Origin of the sequence: Streptomyces sp. NPDC020845 (genome assembly GCF_044334165.1) — a bacterium.
Taxonomy (GTDB): domain Bacteria; phylum Actinomycetota; class Actinomycetes; order Streptomycetales; family Streptomycetaceae; genus Streptomyces.
Map to the genome: position 1 here is coordinate 341,072 of NZ_JBIRSJ010000009.1, position 24,110 is coordinate 365,181.

The 24,110-nt window shown below is 72.3% G+C and carries 20 protein-coding genes, 1 pseudogene and 1 riboswitch; of the genes and pseudogenes, 13 read left to right on the forward strand and 8 right to left on the reverse strand.

Annotated elements, in window-relative coordinates; translation table 11 throughout:
* Positions 1 to 614 precede the first annotated feature (614 nt).
* From guaA to ACH4U7_RS25170, 4 genes are all read left to right on the forward strand, one after another.
* Positions 615 to 2,201, forward strand: a complete 1,587-nt coding sequence (guaA, locus tag ACH4U7_RS25155) for a glutamine-hydrolyzing GMP synthase (RefSeq protein ID WP_398530086.1) — start codon at positions 615 to 617, stop codon at positions 2,199 to 2,201.
* A gap of 161 nt (positions 2,202 to 2,362) precedes the next feature.
* A complete protein-coding gene (locus ACH4U7_RS25160) occupies positions 2,363 to 3,151 on the forward strand; it encodes a class II aldolase/adducin family protein (RefSeq protein WP_398530087.1) in 789 nt (262 codons plus the stop codon).
* Between the two features lie 93 nt (positions 3,152 to 3,244).
* Positions 3,245 to 4,519: a hypothetical protein gene (locus tag ACH4U7_RS25165; RefSeq protein WP_398530088.1), complete on the forward strand. Its 1,275-nt coding sequence runs from the start codon at positions 3,245 to 3,247 to the stop codon at positions 4,517 to 4,519.
* Positions 4,520 to 4,579: 60 nt separating this feature from the next.
* Positions 4,580 to 5,152, forward strand: coding sequence for a DoxX family protein (locus tag ACH4U7_RS25170; RefSeq protein ID WP_398530089.1), 573 nt, complete (start codon positions 4,580 to 4,582; stop codon positions 5,150 to 5,152).
* On the opposite strand, the gene ACH4U7_RS25175 is transcribed toward ACH4U7_RS25170, so the two are convergent.
* Complete coding sequence (locus tag ACH4U7_RS25175) at positions 5,145 to 5,456, reverse strand: hypothetical protein (protein ID WP_398530090.1); 312 nt, start codon at positions 5,454 to 5,456, stop codon at positions 5,145 to 5,147. The genes ACH4U7_RS25170 and ACH4U7_RS25175 overlap by 8 nt on opposite strands.
* Positions 5,453 to 6,823 (reverse strand): PspC domain-containing protein, encoded by a 1,371-nt coding sequence (locus tag ACH4U7_RS25180; protein ID WP_398530091.1) that lies wholly within the window; start codon positions 6,821 to 6,823, stop codon positions 5,453 to 5,455. The genes ACH4U7_RS25175 and ACH4U7_RS25180 overlap by 4 nt, the downstream gene beginning before the upstream one ends.
* A gap of 221 nt (positions 6,824 to 7,044) precedes the next feature.
* Between ACH4U7_RS25180 and ACH4U7_RS25185 the strand changes: the two genes are divergently transcribed.
* The 3 genes from ACH4U7_RS25185 (at position 7,045) to ACH4U7_RS25195 (ending at position 10,895) form a co-directional block, all read left to right on the forward strand.
* A complete protein-coding gene (locus tag ACH4U7_RS25185; protein ID WP_398530240.1) occupies positions 7,045 to 8,760 on the forward strand; it encodes a protein kinase in 1,716 nt (571 codons plus the stop codon).
* A 138-nt stretch (positions 8,761 to 8,898) separates the two neighbouring features.
* Positions 8,899 to 10,167: a PspC domain-containing protein gene (locus ACH4U7_RS25190; RefSeq protein WP_398530092.1), complete on the forward strand. Its 1,269-nt coding sequence runs from the start codon at positions 8,899 to 8,901 to the stop codon at positions 10,165 to 10,167.
* A complete protein-coding gene (locus ACH4U7_RS25195) occupies positions 10,164 to 10,895 on the forward strand; it encodes a response regulator transcription factor (RefSeq protein WP_358704368.1) in 732 nt (243 codons plus the stop codon). Before ACH4U7_RS25190 ends, ACH4U7_RS25195 begins: the two co-directional genes overlap by 4 nt.
* A gap of 15 nt (positions 10,896 to 10,910) precedes the next feature.
* Here the strand turns inward: ACH4U7_RS25195 and ACH4U7_RS25200 are convergent, their stop codons facing one another.
* On the reverse strand, positions 10,911 to 11,612 hold the full coding sequence (locus tag ACH4U7_RS25200; RefSeq protein WP_398530093.1) for an NAD(P)-dependent oxidoreductase: 702 nt from the start codon (positions 11,610 to 11,612) through the stop codon (positions 10,911 to 10,913).
* Positions 11,613 to 11,720: 108 nt separating this feature from the next.
* Between ACH4U7_RS25200 and ACH4U7_RS25205 the strand changes: the two genes are divergently transcribed.
* Together ACH4U7_RS25205 and ACH4U7_RS25210 are read left to right on the forward strand one after the other, a co-directional pair.
* Complete coding sequence (locus ACH4U7_RS25205) at positions 11,721 to 12,425, forward strand: TetR/AcrR family transcriptional regulator (protein WP_398530094.1); 705 nt, start codon at positions 11,721 to 11,723, stop codon at positions 12,423 to 12,425.
* A 253-nt stretch (positions 12,426 to 12,678) separates the two neighbouring features.
* Positions 12,679 to 12,999 (forward strand): annotated as a pseudogene (locus tag ACH4U7_RS25210) (hypothetical protein); the annotation flags it as partial.
* A gap of 1,058 nt (positions 13,000 to 14,057) precedes the next feature.
* Here the strand turns inward: ACH4U7_RS25210 and ACH4U7_RS25215 are convergent.
* Positions 14,058 to 14,741, reverse strand: coding sequence for a lipoprotein (locus ACH4U7_RS25215; RefSeq protein WP_398530095.1), 684 nt, complete (start codon positions 14,739 to 14,741; stop codon positions 14,058 to 14,060).
* A 131-nt stretch (positions 14,742 to 14,872) separates the two neighbouring features.
* Between ACH4U7_RS25215 and ACH4U7_RS25220 the strand changes: the two genes are divergently transcribed.
* Together ACH4U7_RS25220 and ACH4U7_RS25225 are read left to right on the forward strand one after the other, a co-directional pair.
* Complete coding sequence (locus ACH4U7_RS25220) at positions 14,873 to 16,429, forward strand: serine/threonine-protein kinase (RefSeq protein ID WP_398530096.1); 1,557 nt, start codon at positions 14,873 to 14,875, stop codon at positions 16,427 to 16,429.
* An 86-nt stretch (positions 16,430 to 16,515) separates the two neighbouring features.
* Positions 16,516 to 17,580: an alpha-hydroxy acid oxidase gene (locus tag ACH4U7_RS25225; protein ID WP_398530097.1), complete on the forward strand. Its 1,065-nt coding sequence runs from the start codon at positions 16,516 to 16,518 to the stop codon at positions 17,578 to 17,580.
* 25 nt (positions 17,581 to 17,605) lie between these two features.
* On the opposite strand, the gene ACH4U7_RS25230 is transcribed toward ACH4U7_RS25225, so the two are convergent.
* The 3 genes from ACH4U7_RS25230 to ACH4U7_RS25240 form a co-directional block, all read right to left on the reverse strand.
* Positions 17,606 to 18,745, reverse strand: coding sequence for a homoserine dehydrogenase (locus ACH4U7_RS25230; protein ID WP_398530098.1), 1,140 nt, complete (start codon positions 18,743 to 18,745; stop codon positions 17,606 to 17,608).
* Positions 18,746 to 18,829: 84 nt separating this feature from the next.
* Positions 18,830 to 19,765: a hypothetical protein gene (locus ACH4U7_RS25235; RefSeq protein ID WP_398530099.1), complete on the reverse strand. Its 936-nt coding sequence runs from the start codon at positions 19,763 to 19,765 to the stop codon at positions 18,830 to 18,832.
* A gap of 196 nt (positions 19,766 to 19,961) precedes the next feature.
* Positions 19,962 to 21,020 (reverse strand): NlpC/P60 family protein, encoded by a 1,059-nt coding sequence (locus tag ACH4U7_RS25240; RefSeq protein ID WP_398530100.1) that lies wholly within the window; start codon positions 21,018 to 21,020, stop codon positions 19,962 to 19,964.
* A gap of 306 nt (positions 21,021 to 21,326) precedes the next feature.
* Here ACH4U7_RS25240 and ACH4U7_RS25245 point away from each other — a divergent pair, with 306 nt between their 5' ends.
* The gene (locus ACH4U7_RS25245) at positions 21,327 to 21,680 is read left to right on the forward strand and encodes a hypothetical protein (RefSeq protein WP_014177364.1); all 354 of its coding nucleotides are present in this window, start codon (positions 21,327 to 21,329) and stop codon (positions 21,678 to 21,680) included.
* 164 nt (positions 21,681 to 21,844) lie between these two features.
* Positions 21,845 to 22,492, forward strand: coding sequence for a L,D-transpeptidase (locus ACH4U7_RS25250; RefSeq protein WP_398530241.1), 648 nt, complete (start codon positions 21,845 to 21,847; stop codon positions 22,490 to 22,492).
* A gap of 85 nt (positions 22,493 to 22,577) precedes the next feature.
* Here ACH4U7_RS25250 and ACH4U7_RS25255 read toward each other — a convergent pair whose 3' ends face one another.
* Positions 22,578 to 23,786, reverse strand: a complete 1,209-nt coding sequence (locus ACH4U7_RS25255; RefSeq protein ID WP_398530101.1) for an NlpC/P60 family protein — start codon at positions 23,784 to 23,786, stop codon at positions 22,578 to 22,580.
* Between the two features lie 7 nt (positions 23,787 to 23,793).
* A riboswitch (cyclic di-AMP (ydaO/yuaA leader) is annotated at positions 23,794 to 23,972 on the reverse strand.
* Positions 23,973 to 24,110 lie beyond the last annotated feature (138 nt).

A 24,110-nucleotide genomic window follows, 5' to 3' on the forward strand; every position in this document is an offset into this window, starting at 1 on the left:
GCGCTTTTGAGTCGTACGCCTGCGGGTCGTACCCCCGCGGGTCGTGCGCCTGTGAGCGAGCGGTGCGCTTTCGGGTGGAGCGCGGTGGTGCAACGGCGATACAAGAGGGGCGTACGCCCGCGTGGTCGGACCAATGACGGTAGGGAGGTCCGGGGGCGTCTTCCCTCCGTGCATCGTGGTGGATGTGGCGCTTCCGGCGCAACCGTTTCGACCGGATACGGTCGGCCCCAGGCGTCCCCGGGGCCGACCGTTCTTTGGGGTGGTGACCGGGCTGCTGTCCCCTGCTGACCGGTCACCTCGCCGAAGCGAGGTCCCACGACGCGCCGCCTGAATCACCGCAGGGGGCCGCGTCTCATCGCTTCGGCGGATCTGAGCCACGCGTGGATACTTCCGGGCCGCTCCTGGCTGGCGCGGACAACGGGCTCAACGAAGCGGCTCACGGCCTGGTCACGCGGCGTACGGGTGACGGCGCGTGACGACGTGAGCGCGAAAAGTGCCGGGAATGCGGGCGGAATGCGCGCGGAAATGTGCCAGGAAAGTCGTGATGGCGAGCCCGTTAGAATCGATGGTCCAACCCCCAGAAACACCGCAACCTCCGCCGGAAGGCCGCCGAAGTGCCATCAGCGTCCCCTGCTGCCGCCCCCGACACCGTCCTGGTCGTCGACTTCGGCGCGCAGTACGCCCAGCTCATCGCCCGTCGCGTCCGCGAGGCCCGGGTCTACAGCGAGATCGTCCCGTCCACCATGCCGGTGGCCGAAATGCTCGCCAAGAAGCCGAGGGCGATCATCCTCTCCGGCGGCCCCTCGTCGGTGTACGCGGAGGGTGCGCCCACCGTCGACCGCGCGCTGTTCGAGGCCGGGGTGCCGATCTTCGGCATGTGCTACGGCTTCCAGCTGATGGCCACCACGCTCGGCGGCACCGTCGACAACACCGGGGCCCGCGAGTACGGCCGTACGCCGCTGACCGTCACCAAGCCCGGCTCCACGCTCTTCGAGGGCACCCCGGCCGAGCAGACCGTGTGGATGTCGCACGGCGACGCCTGCTCGGCGGCCCCCGAGGGCTTCACCGTCACCGCCTCCACCGATGTGGTGCCGGTCGCGGCCTTCGAGAACGACGAGAAGAAGCTGTACGGCGTGCAGCACCACCCCGAGGTGATGCACTCCACCCACGGGCAGCAGGTGCTGGAGCACTTCCTCTACCGGGGCGCCGGGATCGAGCCGAGCTGGACCACCAGCAATGTGGTGGAGGAGGCCGTCGCCGCCATCCGTGAGCAGGTCGGCACCAAGCGCGCGATCTGCGGCCTGTCCGGCGGCGTGGACTCCGCCGTTGCCGCCGCACTCGTCCAGCGGGCCATCGGCGACCAGCTGACCTGCGTGTACGTGGATCACGGCCTGATGCGCAAGGGCGAGTCCGAGCAGGTCGAGAAGGACTTCGTCGCGGCCACCGGCGTCCAGCTGAAGGTCGTCGACGCCGAGGAGCGCTTCCTGACCGCGCTCGCCGGGGTGTCCGACCCCGAGGAGAAGCGGAAGATCATCGGCCGGGAGTTCATCCGGGTCTTCGAGCAGGCCCAGGCCGAGCTGGTCGCCGAGGCGGGCGCCGCGGGCGAGGCCGTGGAGTTCCTGGTGCAGGGCACCCTCTACCCGGACGTGGTGGAGTCCGGCGGCGGCACCGGCACCGCCAACATCAAGTCCCACCACAACGTGGGCGGGCTCCCGGACGACCTCGAGTTCCAGCTGATCGAGCCGCTGCGCCGGCTGTTCAAGGACGAGGTGCGGATGGTCGGCCAGGAGCTCGGGCTCCCGGACGAGATCGTTCAGCGCCAGCCCTTCCCGGGCCCTGGCCTGGGCATCCGTATCGTCGGCGAGGTCACCAAGGAGCGCCTGGACCTGCTGCGCGAGGCCGACGCCATCGCGCGCGAGGAGCTGACCGCCGCGGGCCTGGACCGGGACATCTGGCAGTGCCCGGTGGTGCTGCTCGCGGATGTGCGCTCGGTGGGCGTGCAGGGCGACGGCCGCACCTACGGCCACCCCATCGTGCTGCGCCCCGTCTCCTCCGAGGACGCGATGACCGCGGACTGGTCGCGGCTGCCGTACGACGTGCTGTCGCGGATCTCGACCCGGATCACCAACGAGGTCGACGAGGTGAACCGCGTGGTCCTGGACATCACCAGCAAGCCCCCGGGCACCATCGAGTGGGAGTGACCCCACCCACGTATCCCGTATCGACGCCGCCGCCCACACTCGATGGGCGGCGGCGTCGCCGTCGTTCCGGGCATGCCTCAGCTCTGGCGTCCTGTGATACCCCCAGGTAGCTTCCGCTCCGAGCCCTGAGAGCACGCAGTGCGCCAAGGAGTGAGCCGCCGATGCCGCCGATGCCGGAGCCGATACCCACCGACCAGTTGCACTTCACCCTGCCGCCGCAGCACACCTCGCTGGAGGACGAGCGGCGCCACCGCAAGGAGCGGCTGGCCGCCGCGCTGCGCCTCTTCGGGCGGTACGGGTTCGAGGAGGGGGTCTCGGGTCATATCACCGCGCGGGACCCGGAGTTCACCGACTGCTTCTGGGTGAACCCCTTCGGGATGTCCTTCCGCCACATCACCGTCAGCGATCTGATCCTCGTCAACCAGGCGGGCCGGGTGGTCCAGGGGCGCCACCACGTCAACCAGGCGGCGTTTGTCGTTCACTCGTCCGTGCATCAGGCGCGGCCGGAGGTCGTGGCCGTCGCGCACTGCCACTCCGTGCACGGCCGCGCCCTGTCGGTGCTCGGCGAACTGCTCGAACCCATCACGCAGGACGTCTGCGCCTTCTTCGAGGACCACGCGCTCTACGACCGCTATACGGGCGTGGTCGTGGACGAGGCGGAGGGGCGGGCCATCGCGGCCGCGCTCGGCCCCCGTAAGGCCGTCATCCTGCGCAATCACGGTCTTCTGACGGTCGGCGACTCGGTCGACGCGGCCGCCTGGTGGTTCATCGCGATGGAGCGCTCCTGCCAGGTGCAGCTGGCAGCGAAGGCCGCGGGCAAGCCGGTCCTGATCGACTACAAGAACGCGGTGCAGACCCGTGAGCAGCTGGGCACCGATCTCGTCGCCTGGATCAACTATCAACCTCTGTACCAGCAGATCACCCGCGGCGAGCCGGACCTGCTGAGCTGAGACCCCCCGACTTACGGCACAATCCCCTGTCAAGACATGTCAGTTGGGACCAGAGCGCCGACTGACCCGGGAGAACGATGAGCGGAGCGCCTCGTGGCGGTGAAAGCGGCGGAAGACGCCACGACGGCAGAGCGCCATACGCACAGCGGATGCGAGTGCGCCGAATGTGCCCGGGACGGGCACCGGCGGGCGGTGGCCGCGTTCTTGGCCCTGCGTGACCGGTTCGCGGCCGGGGAGGGCCTGCCCGCGGCGCTCGCGCACTCCGCCGAGGCATCCCGGCAGTGGGTGTCGGACGAGCTGACGCAGGCGGCCCGGACGACCTGGGACACCGGCCGCGCCGAGAGCTTCGCATGGGGCGGGGCGGTGCGGCGGCGCACGCTGTACGTGGTGTGGGGCGCGGTCGGGGCGCTGCTGATCGGGCAGTTGGCCACGGCGGTCGGCGCGGGCTGGTCGGCGGCGCGTACGGCCTCGCTGACCGTCGCGCTGCTCGCCGCCGGGCTGCTGACGCTCGCCGCCCGGCTGCACCGCGGCAGCGGCGGCCCGCTCGCCCCGCTCGTCGGCGAGGACAACCGCCTGTCCACCTCGCGCGCCGTGGCCGCCGCGTGGCTGCTGTTCGCGGTCTTCGCGGTGCTGATGCTCGCGGTCGAGCTGGCCTTCGCTCCGGAGGCGGGAGAGCGGACGGCCGACGGGCTGGCCCCGGGCGGCGCCGCCGGGCTGCTCACCGTCACCGCCCTGGCCTGCCTGGCCGCGGTCGCGGCCCGGCTCGTGGTAGCGGCGCGGGTGCGGGCGCAGCGGCTGCAGAAGGTCCGGGCGCTGCGGCCGCGCGCCGCGGATCTGCTGACCGACGACGCGGGCCGCGGCAGCCTGGCGGACGCGCAGTACGTGGTGGTGCAGGCGGTCGTGCTGGTTTTTGCCGCGGTGCGGCTGGCGCGCGAGCCGCAGCGGCTGCCCGAACTGCCCTGGGGCCTGGCGCTGCTGGCCGCCGTCTCGGTGCTGATGTACCTGGCCGGGAAGTACACGGAGGGCGGTCGGCCCACGGTGCTCTCGGTGGTCCGGGTCCGGCCCGAGGAGGGCGGTTTCGACCGGGACGCGCCGATCCGCACCGGGGACGACATCGAGATCCGGGGCAGCGGCTTCGTACCCCCGGGGGCGGAGGAGCCGGACCGGCTCGCCCGTATGGTCGTACGGATCGGGGCGGTGCACGTCCAGGTGCCGCTGGTGCCGGTCGCCGGGGGCTTCAGCAACCCGACCGACACCGTGCTGACCGTGCCGGTGCCGGTGGACGTGGAGCCGGGGCGGGTGGAGGTGCAGGTCGTCACCGCGGCGGGGGCGGAGACAAACCGCTATCCGATCGACGTTCTGGACTGAGTCGCCTGCCCGTTTCCTCCGTAAGGTTTTGTTGACGAGGCAACGGGAGAGGCGGGCGTCATGAGGCATGCTGACAGAACGGTCGGAGCCGGCTCGGGCAGTGTGGGCGGCGTGAGCGGCGTGAGCGGGATAGGCGGCAGCGGCGGCACCGGCGGCTGGCGGGACTCCGCCGCGCGGTACGCCCTGCTCCCGCTGCGGATCTTCCTCGGGGTGACGTTCATCTACGCGGGGATCGACAAGCTGACGGACTCGGCCTTCCTGGCCGACAGCGGCACCGGCTCGATGGGCGAGCTGATGCGGGGCGTGCGCGACAGCTCCGCGGTGCCATGGCTGATCGACCTGGCGCTCAAGGACCCCACCAGCTTCGGATACGCCATGGCCTTCGGGGAGTTGGCGGTCGGGCTCGGCACGATCGTGGGACTGCTCGGGCGGCTGGCGGCGTTCGGCGGCGCGCTGATCTCGCTGAGCCTGTGGCTGACGGTCAGCTGGCAGTCGGACCCGTACTACTACGGAAACGATTTGGCGTATCTGATGGCGTGGCTGCCGCTGGTCCTGGCGGGCACCCCCTATCTGTCGCTGGACGTGGCCATCTCCAAGCGGCGCAGGCGCCAGGGCGCGCAGCTGTTCAGCTAGCCCCCTCCCGGTCCTCTCGGTCCCGCCGAGACACGCTCATTTCGTAGCGGCGGCGCAGCTCGTCCATGGGCAGATCGCGCAGTGGCGGTGCGGTGTGCTCGGAGAGGCGGGTGCGGCGCCGCCGGGCGCCGAAGGCGAGCGCCGAGACGAGCCCCGCCAGGCACAGCCCGCCCAGGAGGACGGGCAGGGGCGCGAAGGGCGGCAGATCCCACTCCCCGGCGGCGTCCAGGCCGTACGCGAGGGCCGTCCCGAGGACGACGAGTCCGGCGGTCAGCCTGCCGGGCTGGAAGCGGTGGCGCTTCATGACCAGCTCACCTCCACATTGCCCAGGCCGATTTCCAGGTCCAGCCGCAGCGTGCCCTTCGCGGTGTGCCCGTCGGCGGGCGGCACGGTCACGGTCCGGTCCCTGCCCGGCTTGATGTCGATGTCGTCGCCCCTCTCGCCCGGCAGCCGGATGTCGCCGAACCCCACATGGATGGTCAGCTCGAGCCGCGTGTCCTTGGGCACGGTGACGGCCAGCTTCCCTGCGCCGACCTCGGCGTGCGTGGTGACGGTCTGGCCCTTCTTCAGGGACATGCGGTCCAGTTCGAGTTCGCCGACGCCCCCGCCCAGCGCGTACGAGCCGTGTACGGCGGCCGTGGAGGTGGGCGCCCAGGTGCGGCGCGACCAGTCGGTGGTGACGGACTTGGGGAGCCAGGCGGCGGCCGCCAGCAGCGCAGTGGTCACCACCGCCAGCACGATGGTGCCCGCGCCGGTGCGGCCGTACCGGGAGCTGACCGCGATGCCGAGCCCGAAGACGCCCAGCGCGCACGCGAACCCGATCTCCAGGCTGGTGCCGAGCGGCCGGGAGCCCCACGTCGCGCCCGCGCCCGCCACGGCCGCCGCCAGGGCGAGCAGAAACGTCCAGCCGCCGATCGACGTCCTCTCGGGCGCTCCGGGCGCTCCGGGCGCTCCGGGCGCCCTGCGGGGCCTGCGGAACACAGCCCCCCGCCCGGCGGCCCCGGCGGCGTACGCGGCACCGTCCGGGCCGTCGTCGGGGCCCCACAGATAGCCCGTGTCCGCGCCCACCGGGCCCGTCGTACCGTCCTTGACAATCGGGTCCCGCCACCAGGACGGGTTGCCCCAGGCCGGCGGCGGGGCCTTGGTCTCGGGCGGCGCGTCGGCCACCGCCTGGGCCGTCGCCGGGTCCACCACGCCCCCGCTCTCCGCCTGGTGGCGGTGGCGGGACCAGGTGCCGGCGCCCGCCGCGGCGATGGTCAGCATGATGGAGAAGAAGATCACGCTGCCGTTGTTGAGCATGGACAGGAACAGACCGCAGCCCACCAGCGCGCACAGCACCGCGGTGAGCGCCGGGCCCTCCACCCGGCCCGAGAGCAGCTTGCGGCCCTCGTTCTCCTCCTCGCCCTGGAGCGGGACCAGCAGCCAGCAGAAGCCGTACACGATCAGGCCGAAGCCGCCCGTGACGGCGAGCACCGACAGCACCACCCGGAAGATGACCGGGTCCACATCGCAGAACCGGCCGAGCCCCCCGCATACGCCCGAGATCATCTTCTGATCGCGGCTGCGGCGCAGCGGCGCCCTCGTCGGCGGCCGCGGATCGCCGGAGGCGGCCGGGCCGGGGCCGGAGGCCGGGCCGGGCTCCGGACCGGCGTCGGTGGGTGCGTTGGTCATGCTCACCATGGTGACAAGCCGCCGGGCGCGGCTGTATCCGTGACAACCCTGGGCCTTCCCTGAGATCTTCCCCGAGGCCGCGGCGGCTATCGTGGCTGCCGCATCGAACATATGCGGGGGGACATGGCCAGCAGGGGGAGCGGGAGGGGCACACAGTGTCAGATGAAGGGCGGCTGATCGCGGGGAGGTACCGGCTGGTCGAGCAGATCGGCCGGGGAGGCATGGGCACGGTATGGCGTGCCCAGGACGAACTGCTGGACCGCCAAGTCGCGCTGAAGCAACTGCACATGTCGCCTCACCTCGCCGAGGAGGAGGTCGCCACCCTCTTCGAGCGCACCCGCCGCGAGGCGCGCAGCGCCGCCCGTATCGCGCACCCCAATGTCGTGGTCGTCCATGACGTGGTGGAGGACTCGGGGATGCCGTGCATCGTCATGGAGTACGTGCCCTCGACCACGCTGGGCGATCTGCTCAAGACCGGCCGGACCGTCACCCCCGACGAGGCGGCCAGGATCGGCCGCGGCATGATCGCCGCGCTGCGGGCCGCGCACGCGGCCGGGGTGCTGCACCGCGACGTCAAGCCCGGCAACGTCCTCCTCGGCGACGACGGCCGGGTCGTGCTCACCGACTTCGGCATCGCCATGGCCACCGGCACCTCCACGCTCACCAAGACCGGCGAGGTCGTCGGCTCCATCGACTACATCGCGCCCGAGCGGATCAGGGGCAAGACCCCGGGGCCCTCCTCGGACCTGTGGGCGCTGGGCGCGACGCTCTATCAGGCCATCGAGGGACGGCCGCCGTTCCGCAAGGCCACGCCGATCGAGACCGGGTACGCGATCGCCGTCGACCCGCTCGAGCCGCCGGTGCGGTCGGGGCCGCTGACCGGGCTGATCGAAGGGCTGCTGGCCAAGGAGCCCGAGGACCGGCCGTCGGCGGAGCAGACCGAGCGCGCGCTGCGCGGCCCGGCCGGGCTGCCCGAGACGACATCGATGCCAAGGCCCGACCCGGAGCCGGCCACCACCCCGGTGCCCAGGCCCGGCTTCGGCCCCGCGGAGACGTCCACGCCCGGGTACGGGCACCCGGCGGAGACGTCCACGCCGGTGTACGGGCACCCGGCGAACCCGTCCACGCCCGTGTACGGGCACCCCGCCACGCACGCCCCCACGCAGCAGCCCACGCCGCCGTCCACGCAGATGCCCACGCCGCCGCCCGCGCACGTCCACGGGGCCGGCTTCCCGCCCGCCCCCGTGCCACCCGTGCCCCCTGCGCCGGGCGGCGGCCGGCGCCGCGGGCGTACGGCGCTGTGGACCGCGTCGGCGGCCGCGGTGGCCGTGGCCGGGGTCGCGGCCGGGTTGTATCTGTCGGGCGTCGAATTCGGCGGGGGCAAGGACGACGGGGCGGGTTCCGGGACCTCCTCGCCCACGACCACGGCCTCGGCGTCGCCGACGTACAAGATCCCGGAGCTGCCCGACGGCTACCACCGGGAGGAGCTGACGGACTTCGGCGTCTCCCTCCCCGTACCGGACGACTGGACCCGCCAGCCCGACTCCAGCTCGCAGGGCACGGTGGACGGCACCCAGGAGGTCAGGTTCCTGGACGGCAGCCAGAAGGCCAGGCTGATGGTCAACGTCATCGACTCGGCGGGCCCCGACCCTGTGCAGCACTTCGAGGGGCTGGAGCCCTCGATCAAGCAGCAGTATCCGGTCTACAAGCGGATGCGCTTGGACAAGACGACGTACCGGGGGCTGCCCGGGGCGATCTGGGAGTTCCAGTTCCAGGGGCGGGAGCGCATGTACCGCGCCATCGACCTCGGCTTCGGCAAGGAGGGCGGCAAGGCGTACGCGCTCTACCTGAGCGCACCCGCGGACGAGTGGGCCGACTATCTGGAGGTCTTCCGGAACGCCCGGGACGGCTTCAAGATCGAGGACGCTTCCTCGTAGGCCGAGGACGGTTCCTCGTAGGTCGAGCCCCGGGCCCGGTCCTGGGCCGGGGAACGAACAGTCGGGGAACGAACAGTCGGGGAACGATCAGGGAGGACCCTGATACCCGGGCGGAGCCGTTCGTGTGACGATCGGTGCATGACCGCCGCGCCCCCCGCCGCCGAGCCGCCCCCGCGCAAGCTGTACCGCAGCGCCGAGGGGCGGATGGTCGGCGGTGTGGCGCGCGGGCTGGCCGGCCATCTGGGGCTGCCGGTGTCCTGGGTGCGGTTCGTGTTCATCGCGCTGCTGATGGCCGAGGGCTTCGGCGCGCTGGTGTACGCGCTGTTCTGGTTCGTGGTGCCGCTGGGCTTCGGCGGCGTCGAGACCCCCCGCCCGGCGGCCGGCCGGGGCGCTGACGGCGGGCGCCGCATCCTCTCCCGTAAACCGGACAAGGGGCAGGTCTTCGCCCTGCTCGCGCTGCTGGTCGGCCTGGGCGTGTTCGTCGAGAACTTCCAGCTCGGCCGCGCCAACACCTACATCTGGCCGCTGCTGCTCATCGGCGCGGGCGTGGCCCTGGTCTGGCGCCAGGCCGACAACTCCCGGCGCGCCCAGTGGGTCGAGCTCAGCCGCCGCAAGCAGGTGCTGCCGATCGCGCGGGGCGCCGCCGGGGTGGTGCTGGTCGGCGCCGGGGTGACCGGCATCGTCGTACTCCAGGGCTCGGCCAAGCACCTGGGCGCGGTGCTGCAGGCCGCGCTCGCGGTGCTGGTGGGCATCGCGCTGCTGGCGGGCCCGTACCTGGTGCGGATGGCCCAGGACCTCTCCGAGGAGCGCCTGATGCGCATCCGCGCCCAGGAGCGGGCCGAGGTCGCCGCCCATGTCCATGACTCCGTGCTGCACACCCTGACCCTGATCCAGCGGAACGCGGAGGACCCCCGGGAGGTCGCCCGGCTGGCCCGGGCCCAGGAGCGCGAGCTGCGCGCCTGGCTGTACCGGCCGGAGGGCAGGGGCAAGGACGAGGCCGAGGAGCCGGACACGCTGGCGGAGGCGGTCAAGGCGGCAGCCGCGGAGGTCGAGGACCACCACGGCGTGCCGATCGAGGTGGTCGTCGTCGGCGACTGCCCGCTGGACGAGAAGCTGGCCGCGCAGCTGCAGGCAGCGCGCGAGGCGATGGTCAACGCCGCCAAGTACGGTGGCGACGGCGGGGCCGTCCAGGTCTTCGCCGAGGTCGAGGGGGCCACGGTGTTCATCTCCGTACGGGACCGGGGGCCGGGCTTCGACCTGGACGCGGTGCCGGAGGACCGGATGGGCGTACGCGAGTCCATCATCGGCAGAATGCGGCGCAACGGCGGCACGGCGCGGCTGAGGTCCGCGCCGGACGGAGGCACGGTAGTGGAGCTGGAGATGGAGAGGGCGGCGACGACGACATGACCGACGCGAGCGGGGCGAGCCAGCCGGCGGACGGAGCGGCGAGCGGGGCGGCGGAGGAGACGGCACAGCGCCGGGTGCGGGTCGTCCTCGTCGACGACCACCGGATGTTCCGGACCGGCGTCCAGGCCGAGATCGGGGAGACGGCCCGTACGGGCGTCGAGGTGGTCGGGGAGGCGGCGGACGTCGACCAGGCCGTCACGGTGATCGGCGCCACCCGGCCGGAGGTCGTCCTCCTCGACGTCCACCTCCCGGGCGGCGGAGGCGTCGAGGTGCTGCGCCGCAGCGCGGCCCTGATGGCCGCCGCCGACCGGCCGGTGCGCTTCCTGGCGCTGTCGGTCTCTGACGCCGCCGAGGACGTCATCGGGGTGATCCGCGGCGGCGCCCGCGGCTATGTCACCAAGACCATCACCGGCACCGACCTGGTCGACGCGATCTTCCGGGTCTCCGAGGGCGACGCCGTCTTCTCACCCCGCCTCGCCGGTTTCGTCCTCGACGCGTTCGCCTCCACGGACGCCCCGCCGGTGGACGAGGACCTCGACCGCCTCACCCAGCGCGAACGCGAGGTGCTGCGGCTGATCGCCCGCGGGTACGCGTACAAGGAGATCGCCAAGCAGCTGTTCATCTCGGTGAAGACGGTGGAGAGCCATGTCTCGGCGGTGCTGCGCAAGCTCCAGCTCTCCAACCGCCACGAGCTGACCCGCTGGGCGACGGCCCGCCGTCTGGTCTGATTCTCCGACCTGCGGTTAGTAGCCGATGGTGAACCGCCGCTGGACGAACCGGGGCAGCTCGGCCTCGTCGACCAGCGCGACGGCGGCGTCCTCGATGGAGATCCGGCTGCGCCCCTCGGCGTCCAGGACCGGCTGGTCGCCGCCGAGCCGGAAGCGGCCGGTGCGCTCGCCGGGGGCGATGTCCTCGGCCGGGCTGAAGTAGGTCCACAGCCGGTTCGAGGCGCGCAGCACGTTCAGCGCGTCCCGGTGGCCGCGGACCGCGGCGGCGTACTCCCTCGGCAGGCCGAGCGAGTCCAGCGCCGCGTACAGCTCCTCGTCGGAGTCGGCGCGCGTGACCCCCGGCCTGATCTCCAGGCTTCCCGCGCCGCCGATCACGATCAGCCGGGTCCGGGGGTGGCTCTCCAGGGCCTTCAGCAGCACCTTGGCGGCCGTGGCGTAGACGGTCGGATCGGCGATCGAGCGCCGCACGGTGTCCGCCATGTCCTGGGCGGCGTTGCCCGGCTGGAAGCCGCTGATCAGGACGTCCAGACCGGGCAGGGCGGCCGCCACGCCGTCGGGGTCGAGGACGTCGACGCTCTTCCACACCACGTTTTCGCGGTCCTCCTCGATACGGGAGGCGTCGCGGGTGAACGCGATGACGTCATGGCCCCGGCCGAGGGCTTCGGTGACGACGCGCTGTCCGATGTTGCCGGTGGCGCCGATGATTCCTATGCGCATGAAAGCAGATCTCCAATGACGGAAGGTGTGCCTATACGACGTGCGGTGACTATACGGCGTGAAGTTTTAATACGGCAACCAAGGATTGTGACGCTGTAGAGTGCTCCCGTGGGCACGACGACGGGACGCCGGGAGAGGCTGCGGGCCGAGACGACGGCCGAGATCAAGAAGGTCGCGCTCGGGCTGATGTCCTCGGGCGGGCCGGACGCGATCACCCTGCGCGCCATCGCCCGCGAGATGGGCATGACGGCCAACGCCATCTACGGCTACTTCGCCACCCGGGACGACCTGGTCACCACGCTGATCAGCGATGTGTACACCTCACTCGCCGACGCCGTGGACGCCGCCCGGGACGCCTGCCCCGCCGACGACCCGGCCGGCCGCATCGCGGCCTGGGCGAACGCCTTCCGCGACTGGGCGCTCACCAACCCGGAGGGCTTCCGGCTGATCTACGGCGACCCCGTACCCGGCTACCAGGCGCCCGAGACCAGCGCCGCGCCCGAGGCCGAACACCGCGTCTGCGCCGGGCTCACCGGCCTGGCCGCGGGGGCCTGGCCGCACGCCAAGGAGCTCTACCCGGAAGCCGAGTTCGAGTGGTCGGACTTCGACCCCAAGCTCGCGGCCGAGGTGCGCGAGGAGTTCCCCGGCCTGCCGCCCGCCGCCGTGGCCATCGCGCTGCGCATCTGGGGCCATCTGCACGGCCTGGTCTCACTGGAGATCTACGGTCATATGCGCGTCCAGACCCCGCGCCCCGACAAGATCTACCGCGCGGAGCTGGCACAGCTGATCCGCGGTCTGGGCCTGTCCGCGTAGGCCCTGTCGTCAAAGTCCGGCCGGATCCTCGTGCGCGGGGGTCCGGTGAGCCACGAACTCCCCTGAAGAACGTGGGGTAAAGAACTCCCCACCCACCCAGCCTTCCGCCAAGTCACCCGTACGAGTGGCCGGCTTGCGGGCGCGGGAGGCAGGTGGTTACGTTCGCCGCAACAACCCCAGACAGACGACGGCCCCCGGCCGGGACTGCAATCCCGAACGAGGGCCTGACCGATCAGGAAGACGACCCTTCCCGATGGCTGACCCGCAGTCTAGCGCGCATGCGCGCGCCGACGCCGGAGCTGCGACCTCCGGCGTGATCCACGTCCGTACCCGCCTCAACACCGGCTTCACCGTGATCGCCAACGCCCTCGCGCAACGACGCGGAAGCGCGGTCACGATCGGTGTCGCGGCCTACATCCTCTCGCTGCCCGACGGCGCGCCCGTGAGCATCGCCGCACTCTGCGAGCACTTCACCGAAGGCGAGATCCTCATCTCGCGAGCACTCAGGGAACTGGAAGCAGCCGGTTATCTGGAACGGCGCCGCGAGCGCGGCCCCGGCGGCCTGATCCGTACGGGCGGGGAGTTCCCCGCCACCTGACACCCACAGCCACCAGCCACCAGCCACCAAAGCGTGCTCCTCGCCCATCCGGGCGCCGGTGGTGTGCGACGGGCTGAGGTAGTCCCCGTTGATGTGACTGCCGCACACCGGTGGAGGGGTGCGCTTCGCTACGCTACGCGCCGCTTACGCGCCGTCTCGCGGCATCCGGTTCGGGCGGGTGCGGGTTCCGTCTCGGACCCTCCGGGTCCAAAGCGCCAGCAGGAGGGGGGAAGGGGGGCGGCTGGCCCGGTGTCCCGATTCCTCGGCCCGGTGGGCGGCTGGGCTCAAAGAAGCTCCGCTGCGCTCCGCCGCAACTGCTGCCGCGCAGTGGCCAAGCGGTCAGTCCAGCGGTGCGCTCGGCGGGGGCGCGCGAGCGCGACGGATGGGCGGGCACCGGAGGACGGGACCGCCTCTCCACCCACCTGCTCTCAGAAAAACACTTGATGCAGTACTTGATATAAAGCAAGCATTTTTTGAGAGCAGGTGGGTGGAGAGCCCCAACCGGACCGGCCTCCACCGCTCCAGGCGACCAACCACCGCTCCGCCACCCGCCGACCGGTGACGGCCCCCTGGGCAAGACGGCGACGATGCCTCCGGTGCCCCTTCCCCTTCCCGCTGCTGGCTGCTGTGCGCCGAAGGCGCGAGACGATGCCCGCACGCGGCGTCCGGACCATGCCGTCCAGCGGTCGCCGGCCCGTTCGTCGCGCTCGCGCGCCTCCGGTCCAGCGCACCGCTGGTCCCCTCGCCCGGCCACCACGCGGCAGCAACTGCGGCGGAGCGCAGCGGAGCCTGCTTTAACCTCAACCAACCACCGGGCCGAGGAACCCGGACGCGGACCGAGGAGGAGCGGGCCACCATCGCCGGGTACATCCGGCACGCCGCGAACAGGATCGGCCCTGTGCTCCCGCTGTGCCTCCCCGGTGAGCCCCAGGAATGCGGTCCTACGCATCACGCGGCCCTCCGCCTTGCGATCGCACGCGCCCCCAGCTACCGCTGGGAGGTGCCCCCTGACGCCGCGGGGCCCAGCGGCGCGGTCAGCTGCCGGCGCCTGCCATGGTCTGCTTGGCCAGCTCGTACGCGGGCAACATGGCGTCGTGCTCATCGCTGTCGAGCCCGCCGAGGTGCAGTACGACGCCGCCCTTCGGGGTGACCACCGCGAGCGCCCGCTCCCGCTTGGACTCGTCCAGATCGGGGTTGTCGAGGATGTAGCTGATCTCCGCAGCGGGCAGGTCGCCGGCCTTCACATCGCTGTACTGGGCGTCGCGTACGCCCTTCTCCTCGGCCATGAACGCCTTCAGCAGCTGCCGGGGCTCGGTGCCGGCCGCGGCCTTGCCCTTGTCGCCGGTCCATACGCGCAGAAAGCCGATGTGCCCGGCGGGCTTCGCGTCGATCTCGCAGACGAGGGTCACCGGACCTTGTGAGAGGAGGGTGGAGCCCAGCTCGGGGTCGGCCCCCTCCAGCTCCTTCACCGCCTCCGGCTTCCACGACTTGGCGAGGCTGAACCGCACCGGCAGCGCACACGCCGTGTCCCGGCCGCCGAGTTCGCCGCTCGCCGCCGCCACCTTGACGCCGCCCTTGCCGCTCTTCTCCCCCTTGCCGCCCTTGCCGCCCTTGCTGTCGTCGCCGGAGTCCGAGGAGCAGCCCGTCAGTGCCCCGAACATGCCGATCACGCCGATTGCCACAGCGGCGCCCACGGCTGCCCGACCAGGTATGCGCATCGCGCTGTTCCCCGCCTTCTCCACAGAAAAATCGAAAATTCGCCGCAGCATATCCGGAACGGATCCCGGTTGACTGGGGGAGATGTGCCACCGACGAACTGCGGCGACGGCGACGAGAGGCTGTGGGGATCATGAGCGGATCGGAGAAGCCGGTTCCGGACGGTCCGTTAGCTGAGGGGCCGTTACCGGGCCCGGCCCGCGCACCGGACGGAGTCGCCCCGCCGGCGGCCGGGGACCCAGCGCATATCGGCTCGTTCCGGCTGGTCGGGCGGCTCGGCGCCGGGGGCATGGGGCGGGTGTATCTGGGGGTGTCGCGGGCCGGGCGGCCGACCGCCGTGAAGGTCGTACGCGCCGACCTGGCCGAGGAGCCCGCCTTCCGCCGCCGCTTCGCCGCGGAGGTCGCCGCCGCCCGCCGGGTCCAGGGCCCGTACACCCCGGCCGTCGTGGCCGCCGACCCGGATGCCGAACTGCCCTGGCTGGCCACCTCGTATATCGCCGGGCCCTCGCTGGGCGAGGCCGTCGAGGACGGCGGTCCGCTGGCTCCGCCCATGGCGCGGCGGCTTGGCGCCGGCGTCGCCGAGGCGCTGGGCGCCATCCACGCGGCCGGGGTGGTGCACCGCGACCTCAAGCCGAGCAATGTCCTGCTGGACGCCGACGGGCCGAAGGTCATCGATTTCGGGATCGCGGCCGCTGCCGACGCCACCCGGCTGACCAGCACCGGCGTCCGGCTCGGCACGCTCGGGTTCATGTCGCCCGAACAGGCCGACGGGCGCCCGATCACCCCCGCCTCCGACATCTTCGCCCTGGGCTGTCTGCTCGCGTACGCGGTCACCGGCCGGCCGCCGTTCGGCGACGGGCCGCCGAGCGAGGTGCTGTACCGCGTCATCAACGCCGAGCCGGACCCGGGCTACCTGGACTGCGGTGATCCGGAGCTGAGCGTGCTGATCGGCCGCTGTCTGCGCAAGTGGCCCGCGGACCGTCCGACCGTGGACGAGGTCATCGACGCCTGCACCACCCGCGAAGGGCAGCCGCCGGGCTGGCCGGACGCCCGCCTCGGGCCCCGTATCGCCCGCGCTCACGGCGCCCTGGAACGCGCCTTGGGAGGGGATTCCAGTGACTCCGGGGGCAGTGGCTCCGGGCGACCTGTTGCTGAGGGCCGTACCGCCGGGGGCCGCGGCGCATGGCGGTCCCGGCACGGCGCCATGGCCGGGGCCCTCCTCGGCGTGGCGGCCGTCGCGGTCGTCCTCGCCGTTGTCCTGACCACGGGCGGCGACGAGGACGGCGGCGGCGCCCGGTACACGGCCGGGTACAAGGGGCGGACCCTGACGCTCCCGGACTACGACCACTACATCGACCTGCCCACCGGCAAGGTCGTCAAGGGCGACGGCCGCTGGATGCTGAGCACCAACAGCGGCGGCGACGGCCACGGCGCCTTCGAGCTCCAGGACGCCACCGAGGCCCAGATCGCGGGGGAGCGGCCGGTCACCCCCGAGCGCTGCGCGGAGTTGGTCGCCCACCGGCCGCTGCGCGAGAAGGTGCGCTTCGCCCAGGCGCCCGCCGGGCGGTGGTTCTGCATGCGCGACCGCATCTCGGGCGATGTCGCCGTCGTCCAGGTCCTGGACACCGACTCCGGCGACTACACCGTCACCGTCGCGGTCGACTACTACCGCAGGGCCGCGACGGGATGAAACGTTTCCGATCCCCGGGCCCCTGTGCATAACGTGCTTGGGCCGCCCGCGACTTGTGATCGCGGGCAGGGAGGGAGACGCACGCCATGGGTACTGCCGGACCAGTAGCGGGGTTGGAAGCGGGACCCGAGTGGTGGGAGACCTGGGAGGCCGAAGCGGAGCGGCGGCTGCCGCCGCACGCATACGCGTACTACGCCTCCGGCGCCGGGCGTGACGTCACCCGGGACGAGGGGCTGCGCGACTGGGACGCGCTGCGGTTGCTGCCGCATATGCTGCGCCGCGTATCCGGGGTCGCCACCCGTACGACCGTGCTGGGCACCGAGGTCGCCACCCCGGTGCTCGTCGCCCCCATGGCGGGCCAGGAGTACGCCCACCCGGACGGTGAGCAGGAGATGGCGAAGGGCGCGGCCGGGGCCGGGTCCCTGCTGGGCGTGACGACCTGGACCGCCAGCCGCTTCGAGAACATCGCCGCCTCGGGCGCGCCCTGGTGGTACCAGGTGTACGTCATGCGCGACCGCGGCCTGACCGCCGAACTCGTCCGGCGCGCCGTCGACCACGGCGCCCGCGCGCTGCTGTTCACCGTCGACGTACCGGTGCTCGGCCGCCGCGGGGACAATCACCGGGCCGCCGACCTCGATCCGCTCGTACGTCTGGTCAACCTGGAGGGCCGTCAGGAGTTCCCGCGCGAAGCGGCCCAGATGGAGCCGGACCTGGCGCCGGACCTGATCGGCTGGCTGCATGAGATCAGCGGGCTCCCGGTCCTGGTCAAGGGCGTGCTGCGGGCGGACGACGCCAAGGTCGTCGTGGACCACGGGGGCGCGGGCGTGGTGGTCTCCACCCACGGCGGACGCCAGCTCGACCGCAGTGTGACCTCGGCGTCCGCGCTGCCCCGCGTGGCCGAGGCGCTGGCGGGCACCGGCGTCGAGGTCTACGCCGACAGCGGGGTGCGCCGCGGCGAGCACATAGCGGCGGCCCTCGCGCTGGGCGCCCGCGCGGTGTTCGTCGGCCGCCCGGCGCTGTGGGGTCTGGCGACGGAGGGGGCCGCGGGGGTCCAGGAGGCCGTGGACCGGCTCACAGCCGAACTCGCCCACACCATGACCCTGCTGGGCGTCGAGACCCCCGCCGCGCTCACCCCGGACCTCGTCGCCTGAGCCCGGTCCGCCCGGCCCGCCCGTCTCACCCGAAGCCCAGGCGCCGCGGCACCGCCACGTCCAGCGTGTCCTTGACCATGGCGAGCGCCGCGCCGAGCGGGCTTGAGCGGCCGCCGCTCACCGTGATGTCGCCCGCGTCCGGACAGCCGTAGACCACGGCCTTCTCCGGCCCGGTGAGCGCGTGCAGCGGATCGCCGGGCGCGGTCCGCTCCAGGCGGACCCGGACCAGCAGTGGTTCATCGGCGCTCGCGCTCGCGACCGCGCGCAGCCGGTGGCCCGAGGCGGCGGCCTCCCGCGCGGCCCGCGCCGTGCCGTCGTCCACCGGCTCGGTCTCGGTACGGACCGCCGAGGCGTCCCAGCCCCACAGCAGGGCCGCCAGCAGCCGCGCCTTCGTGGCGGCGTCGGAGCCGGACAGATCGGCGCTGGGGTCGGCCTCGGCGATCCCGCGCCGCCGCGCCTCGGCGACCGCGTCGGCCAGGGAGTCGCCGGCCGCGAGGCGGTCGAGCACGAAGGTGGCCGTGCCGTTCGGGCAGGCGCGGATCGTACGGCAGCCGAGGCCGCGTACACCGGCCCTGGCCAGGTCGCCCGCGGGCAGGGCGGCGCCGGTGGCGCCCGAGATCCTGATCAGGCTGCCGCCCTCCACCGCGGCCCGGCCCAGCTCCCGCCAGTGGCTGAGCAGATGGCTCTTGGTGGCGGTGACCACGTGGACACCGCGGCGCAGGGCGAGCAGCGCCTCGGCGGCCGCCTGGTCGCGCACCTCGGGGGACGAGGGCACGCACTGGACCAGCACCCCGGCCCCCGTACGGTCCAGCGTCTCGGCCAGCGACGGCAGCGGGCCCCACGCGGACCGGGGCGGCGGGGGCGCCCAGGTGCCCCAGCCCTCGGTGCCCCCGGTGCCCTCGGTGTCCCCGGTGCCTTCGGCGTCCCCGGTGTCCCCGGTGTCATCGGTGTCATCGGCGTCCCCGGTGCCTTCGGCGTCTGTGCCTTCGGCGGGCGGCGGCAGGTACTCGGCCGAGCTGGTCCGTACGGCCGCGAGGCGCAGCCGCGCTCCGTGGCGGTCCGCGAGGGCTTCGCCGTGCGCGGCGAGGTGGTCGACGTAGGCCCGGCCGACCGGGCCGTAGCCCGACAGCACGACGGAGGCCGGGGTGGCGCTGTGCTCCGACACGGATTCAGCTCTCTTTCTCACCTGGCTGGATACGGCCGCACGGTACGCCCGCCCGTCCACCGGTCGGTCGGCCGGGCCCGTCGGTCAGCCGAAGCGGACGGACGAGACGTCGTTGTCGAAGCCGATGGCCGCCAGGTCGGCGACATCGCCGGTCACGACCTTGGACCTGCCGGTGCAGTCGGGCCCGGACCAGATCTTCAGCGAACCGTCGGCCGACAGGGAGGAGGCGACGTCGTCGCGCGCCACGTTCTGGCAGCCCGGACCGGCCAGGCCCTGCGCCCCGTTGTCGGCGAATCCGGCGTCGTAGAACAGGACGACGCTGGTGGCCTTGGCGGTCCCGCCGCTCGGGGCAGAGCCCGCGGGGATGTTTTCGGGTCGACCGGCCTTCTGGCCGTCGGGCGTCATGCCGAACCAGGTGCCGCCGACGCCCTGGCCGTTGGTGTCCCCGGGCTTGGCGTCCTTGCTGAAGCGGTAGACCGGCCAGCCGTTGATGGTGACCTGGCGGGTGCCGTCGGCCCGCTTGATCACACCGATCGTGGACGGCTTGACCCCGTCCACGAAGATCTTGCCGCCGGGAGCGATGGGGACCGGCGGCCAGGTGGTGGCGCAGGCGCCCTCGCAGTTGGACTTGGACGGCATGGCGGTGTCCTTGTCGAAGCGGTAGAGGGTGAAGCCGGCGCCGTTGACCACGACCGGGTTCAGCGCCCCGGCCCGGCCCGCGGAGAGCTGGACCCACTTACGGGCCTTGGGGGTGCCCGAGCCCGCCCAGTCGCCGGTCTTCGGGGCCGCGCCGCCCTGCTTGGCGGTGCCGCTGCGGAACGAGAGGTCCATGGCGCCCGAGGCCGCCGAGGACCGCTCCGCCTCCGACGTCTTCTGCGACGCCTGGGGCGCCTTCGAGGTCTGGGACGCCCGGGACGCCTTGGAGTCCTGCGCCGAGTCGTCTCCGCCCCCGCAGGCCGTCAGCAGCAGCACACCGGTCGTGACGAGGGCGGCGAATGCGGCGGAACGCTTACCGAACATGAGGATCTTCTCCTGTAGGTCATTCGCTCCCAACCACCCGGGCGCGATCACCCCTCAGCACGTAGCGGTGGCCGGACCGGCCCAGCCGATGACGTATCGGGGACAGACCCTCGACGTAATGCGGACAAGCCCCACGCGGCGGTGACGGAGTGGACGCTTCCGTGACACACGGCGGGACCGGAGAGGCCGACCGCCCCTACGCGGGCCGGGTCGCGCCCGCGAACGGCATCTGGTCGATCGGCGCCACGCGGACGGGCGCGCCGGGGCGCGGGGCGTGGATCATGCGGCCGCCGCCGATGTAGAGGCCGACATGGCTGACGCCGGAGTAGAAGAAGACCAGGTCACCGGGGATGAGCTCGGTGCGCGAGACCCGTCGGCCCGCGTTGATCTGGGTGTAGGTGGTGCGCGGCAGCGCCACCCCGGCGGCCCGCCAGGCGGCCTGGGTCAGCCCCGAGCAGTCGTAGCCCTGCGGCCCGGTCGCGCCCCAGACATACGGTTTGCCGAGCGCCCCGTACGCGTACGAGACGGCGCGGGCCGCGCGGCCCGATGTGGCGTACGGCGCGGCACCGGCGCCTTCAGCCTCCCGGGCCTCGCGGGCCTCCCGGGCTTCCCGGGCTTCCCGGGCTTCCTGGGCCTCGTAGCGGCGGCGCTGTTCGCTGGTCAGCCGGTCGAGGAGGGCCTTGGCGGCGGCGAGCTTCTTGCGGGCGACGCCCCTGTGGCGCGCGAGCGCCGCCTGAGCGCCGTGCAGCTGGTCGAGCTTGTCCTGCGCCTCACCGCGCAGCCTGCCTAACTTCCGGGTCTGGCGGGAGAGGCCCGCGACGGTGGCGGCTTGGCGGCTGTTCGCGCGGTCGGCGAGCGAGGCCCGCCGCAGAAACTGTTCGGGGGAGGAGGACAGCGCGAGCTGGAGGGTGGGCGCGACGGTGCCGGAGCGGTACTGGGCGGTGGCGATGGCGCCCAGCGCGTTGCGCGAGGCGTTCAGCCGCGCCGTACCGCGGGCCGCCTCGTCGCGCAGCCGGTCGAGCGCCTGGCGGGCCTGGTCCGCCTTCTCCTTCGCGCCGTTGTACTTCTCGTTGGCCTCCTCGGCCTCCCGCTGGTACTGGTCCACCTTCGCCCGCACCTGGGCGGGGGTGGGGCGGGTCTCGGCGTGGCCGGTGCCGCTGACGGCGGTGACGGCGGCGCCCGCGAGGGCGACGGCGGCGGTCCAGGCGGTCCCGCCCGTGAGCGAGCGCTGCTTGGGCTTCCTGTGCGACGCCACGGCGGCGGGTCACCTTCCTTTTCCATCCGGCCGGGTTCCATCCGGTCGGGCAGGTGGCAGCCCGCCCATGAGGCGGGGACCCTCGGCTAACGGGAAGCGGACTGCCACCTGGGGGAGGAAGCTAGGCGGGCGGGCGCGGACGGGCGGTGCGATGAACGGGAGTGGACGGATTCGGCGCCCTGATGCCCGTATCCGACCGCCCGGCGCCCGGCTGCGGATGACTCGCGGGGCGGCCGTGATCGAAGCGGCGATCGTGACCCACCCGGTTGCCGGGGGCTGCTATGGGCAGGGCTACGCTCGCCAACCATGGACGTCCTCATCAATGTTTTCGTCGGGCTGCACATCGTCGGTATCGCCGCGCTGCTCGGCGGCTTCCTGGCGCAGCTGAAGCCGATGCGCGCGGGCGAGGGGCGGATGACCCCGGGGATGCTGCACGGCGCGCTGACCATGCTGGTGACCGGTGCCGCGCTGGTGGGGCTCAACCAGGCCGACGACAACAGCGTCAACAACATCAAGATCGGTGTGAAGCTGGCGCTGCTGATCGTGGTCCTGGGGCTGGTCTATGTGAAGCGCGACGACGAGAAGGTCGAGTCGTCGGCCCTCGGCGCGGTCGGGCTGCTCACCACGGCCAACATCTTCATCGCCGTCCTGTGGACGTAATTTTCGTCCTCTGGGCGTAATTTTCCGTACAACCCCCCGGCCCCGTCGTCTGTCCAACCAGGCAGAGCAGCTGTCTTACCGGGCAAGGCAGCCGAAGGGAGCGGGCAGTGGGGGTACTTGGGGGTTGGGGCCGCCGGACGGGCGTGGCCCTGGGGGTGGCGGGGATGGTGGTGCCGCTGGCGGTCGCGCTCGGCACCCCGGCGCAGGCCGCCTCGTCGTGCACGACGAGCGTCGGGCCGTACCAGAAGCAGGTGGAGAAGTTCCTGGGCCGCCCGGTGGACGGGCGGCAGTCGCGTACGGACTGTCTGGCGATCCAGAAGTTCCAGATCAACCACGGGATCAGCCCCACGATCGGCTATGCGGGGCCGGTCACCTGGGGGGTGATGAAGCTGATCAACTCGCAGAAGGCGGCCGGGCACAACCCGAACAAGGCGAAAAAGTGCCCCACCAACAAGGGCCGTATCGCCTGTGTGGACCTCACCCGCCAGCTGAGCTGGATCCAGGACGGCTCACGGCTGGTGTACGGCCCGGTGCCGGTGCGCACCGGCCGCGACCGGTATGAGACCCGGGGCGGGCTGAAGAAGGTCTACTGGCGGGACATCGACCACTGGTCGACGCTCTACGACGTCGCGATGCCGTACAGCCAGTTCTTCGACGGCGGCCAGGCCTTCCACTCCATCGCGGGCAGCGTGTGGTCGCCGCCGGGCTCCCACGGCTGCGTCAATATGCGCAAGGGCGACGCCAAGAAGTACTGGAGCCTGCTGCGCAACGGCGACGACGTATACGTCTACGGCCGCAAACCCGGCACCTGAGCCGCGCAGCCCGGCACCTGAAGCCGCGCAGCCGCCTCCCGGGCCCCGGAGCGCCCCTCCGGGACCCGGGGAGGCGGGAGGGCTGCTAGGCGGCCGGGCGGACGCTGCCGTAGATCGGCATCTCGGTGATCGGCGCCTTCTTGACCACATCGCCGGGCTTCGGGGCGTGGATCATCATTCCGTCGCCTATATAGATGCCGACATGGCTGATGTCGTCATAGAAGAAGACGAGATCGCCCGGCTGGAGGTTGGCGGTCGACACGCGCGTGCCGACCTTCACCTGGTCCCAGGTGGTGCGCGGCAGTGAGACCCCGGCGGCCTTCCAGGCGGCCTGGGTGAGCCCCGAGCAGTCGTAGGAGTTGGGTCCGGTCGCGCCCCAGACATACGGCTTGCCGAGCTGCGCCTGCGCGAAGGCGATGGCCTTGTCGGCCTTGGTGGAGGTCGAGCTGGAGGACCCCGAGGTCCCGGACGATCCCGAGGAACTGGAAGACCCCGAGGAACCGGAGGAGCTCGACGAGTCGGAGGAGCTCGCCTGCTCCTGCCGCCGCTTCGCCGCCTCCTCCTGCGCCCGCTTGGCCGCCGCCTCCCGCTGCTGCTGGGCCAGCTCAGCCGCCTTGCGCCGGGCCTCCTCTTCCTTCTTCTTCTCGATCGCCGCCAGCCGCGCCTTCTCCTCGGCGGTCAGCTTCGACAGCAGCTCACGGGCTTGGGTGAGCTTGCCCTGGACGGTCTTCTTCCTGGTCTTCAGCTGCTGCTGCGACCGGGTCAGCGACGCCAGGCTCTCGCCGGCCTTCGTACGCTCCTTGGCGGCCTTGGCCTGCTGCGACAGGAAGTCGTCGACGGCCTGCTTCTGCTCGCCGGACAGCCGGTCCATCAGATGGGACTGGTCGAAGATGTCCCGCGGGTCCTTGGCGAACAGCAGGGTCGCGGTGCTGTTGGCCATGCCGCCGCTGCGGTACTGCGCCGCCGCATAGCTGCCCAGCTTGCGCCGTGCCTCGTTCAGCTTTTCGGTGCGCTTGGCGACGCTGTCCAGCAGCCGGTCGACCTTGGCGCGCTGCTCGCCCGTGCGCTCCTTGGCGGCGTTGTATGCCTGGGTCGCGGATTCGGCCTGGTGGTAGAGCGTGTCGACCTTCTTCTTGACCTCTTCGACCGTTGGCTTGGGCTTACCGGGCTCGGCGCTCGCCGTCTGGGAGAGGAGGGTGACGGAGGCGAGGGCGGCCGTGGTGACCCCGACGGCGGTGCGGCGGCCGGTGGCCGAGTCCAGTATTCGGGTCCGCGGCTTGCGGTGCGACGCCAAGGGAGGCGACTCCTTCCGTGGACCGCCTACCGGGTTAGCTGTCGGGTTCGGGCGTCGGAAGGCTGCCCTACGGTCCGGGCGGCGGACGGCTGGCGTCGCCGCGCTGGACCGATTCACCCCAGTGGTACGTGGGGGTCCCCGGCTCCGGCTGCCTCGCGGCGGGGCCGGACTCGGCGGAGACAGCCCGTGTCGACGCTGGTCGCCGACGGGTTCCGGACCGCCTGATGGAGGACGGTAGTGGTCTTGTGGGGCTCGTGTGAAGGCTGATGTTCGAATTGTCCCGAAACCGTTTCGTGACTTCCGCGCATACGCTGTCAGTGCGGC

Excerpts from the sequence above, each read along its gene's own strand:
- ACH4U7_RS25160 (WP_398530087.1), top strand. The coding sequence starts at position 2,363 with ATGCCGCCGATGCCGGAGCCGATACCCACCGACCAGTTGCACTTCACC.
- ACH4U7_RS25170 (WP_398530089.1), top strand. The coding sequence starts at position 4,580 with ATGAGGCATGCTGACAGAACGGTCGGAGCCGGCTCGGGCAGTGTGGGC.
- ACH4U7_RS25175 (WP_398530090.1), bottom strand. The coding sequence starts at position 5,456 with ATGAAGCGCCACCGCTTCCAGCCCGGCAGGCTGACCGCCGGACTCGTC.
- ACH4U7_RS25180 (WP_398530091.1), bottom strand. The coding sequence starts at position 6,823 with ATGACCAACGCACCCACCGACGCCGGTCCGGAGCCCGGCCCGGCCTCC.
- ACH4U7_RS25185 (WP_398530240.1), top strand. The coding sequence starts at position 7,045 with ATGGGCACGGTATGGCGTGCCCAGGACGAACTGCTGGACCGCCAAGTC.
- ACH4U7_RS25190 (WP_398530092.1), top strand. The coding sequence starts at position 8,899 with ATGACCGCCGCGCCCCCCGCCGCCGAGCCGCCCCCGCGCAAGCTGTAC.
- ACH4U7_RS25195 (WP_358704368.1), top strand. The coding sequence starts at position 10,164 with ATGACCGACGCGAGCGGGGCGAGCCAGCCGGCGGACGGAGCGGCGAGC.
- ACH4U7_RS25200 (WP_398530093.1), bottom strand. The coding sequence starts at position 11,612 with ATGCGCATAGGAATCATCGGCGCCACCGGCAACATCGGACAGCGCGTC.
- ACH4U7_RS25215 (WP_398530095.1), bottom strand. The coding sequence starts at position 14,741 with ATGCGCATACCTGGTCGGGCAGCCGTGGGCGCCGCTGTGGCAATCGGC.
- ACH4U7_RS25220 (WP_398530096.1), top strand. The coding sequence starts at position 14,873 with ATGAGCGGATCGGAGAAGCCGGTTCCGGACGGTCCGTTAGCTGAGGGG.
- ACH4U7_RS25225 (WP_398530097.1), top strand. The coding sequence starts at position 16,516 with ATGGGTACTGCCGGACCAGTAGCGGGGTTGGAAGCGGGACCCGAGTGG.
- ACH4U7_RS25235 (WP_398530099.1), bottom strand. The coding sequence starts at position 19,765 with ATGTTCGGTAAGCGTTCCGCCGCATTCGCCGCCCTCGTCACGACCGGT.
- ACH4U7_RS25245 (WP_014177364.1), top strand. The coding sequence starts at position 21,327 with ATGGACGTCCTCATCAATGTTTTCGTCGGGCTGCACATCGTCGGTATC.
- ACH4U7_RS25250 (WP_398530241.1), top strand. The coding sequence starts at position 21,845 with ATGGTGGTGCCGCTGGCGGTCGCGCTCGGCACCCCGGCGCAGGCCGCC.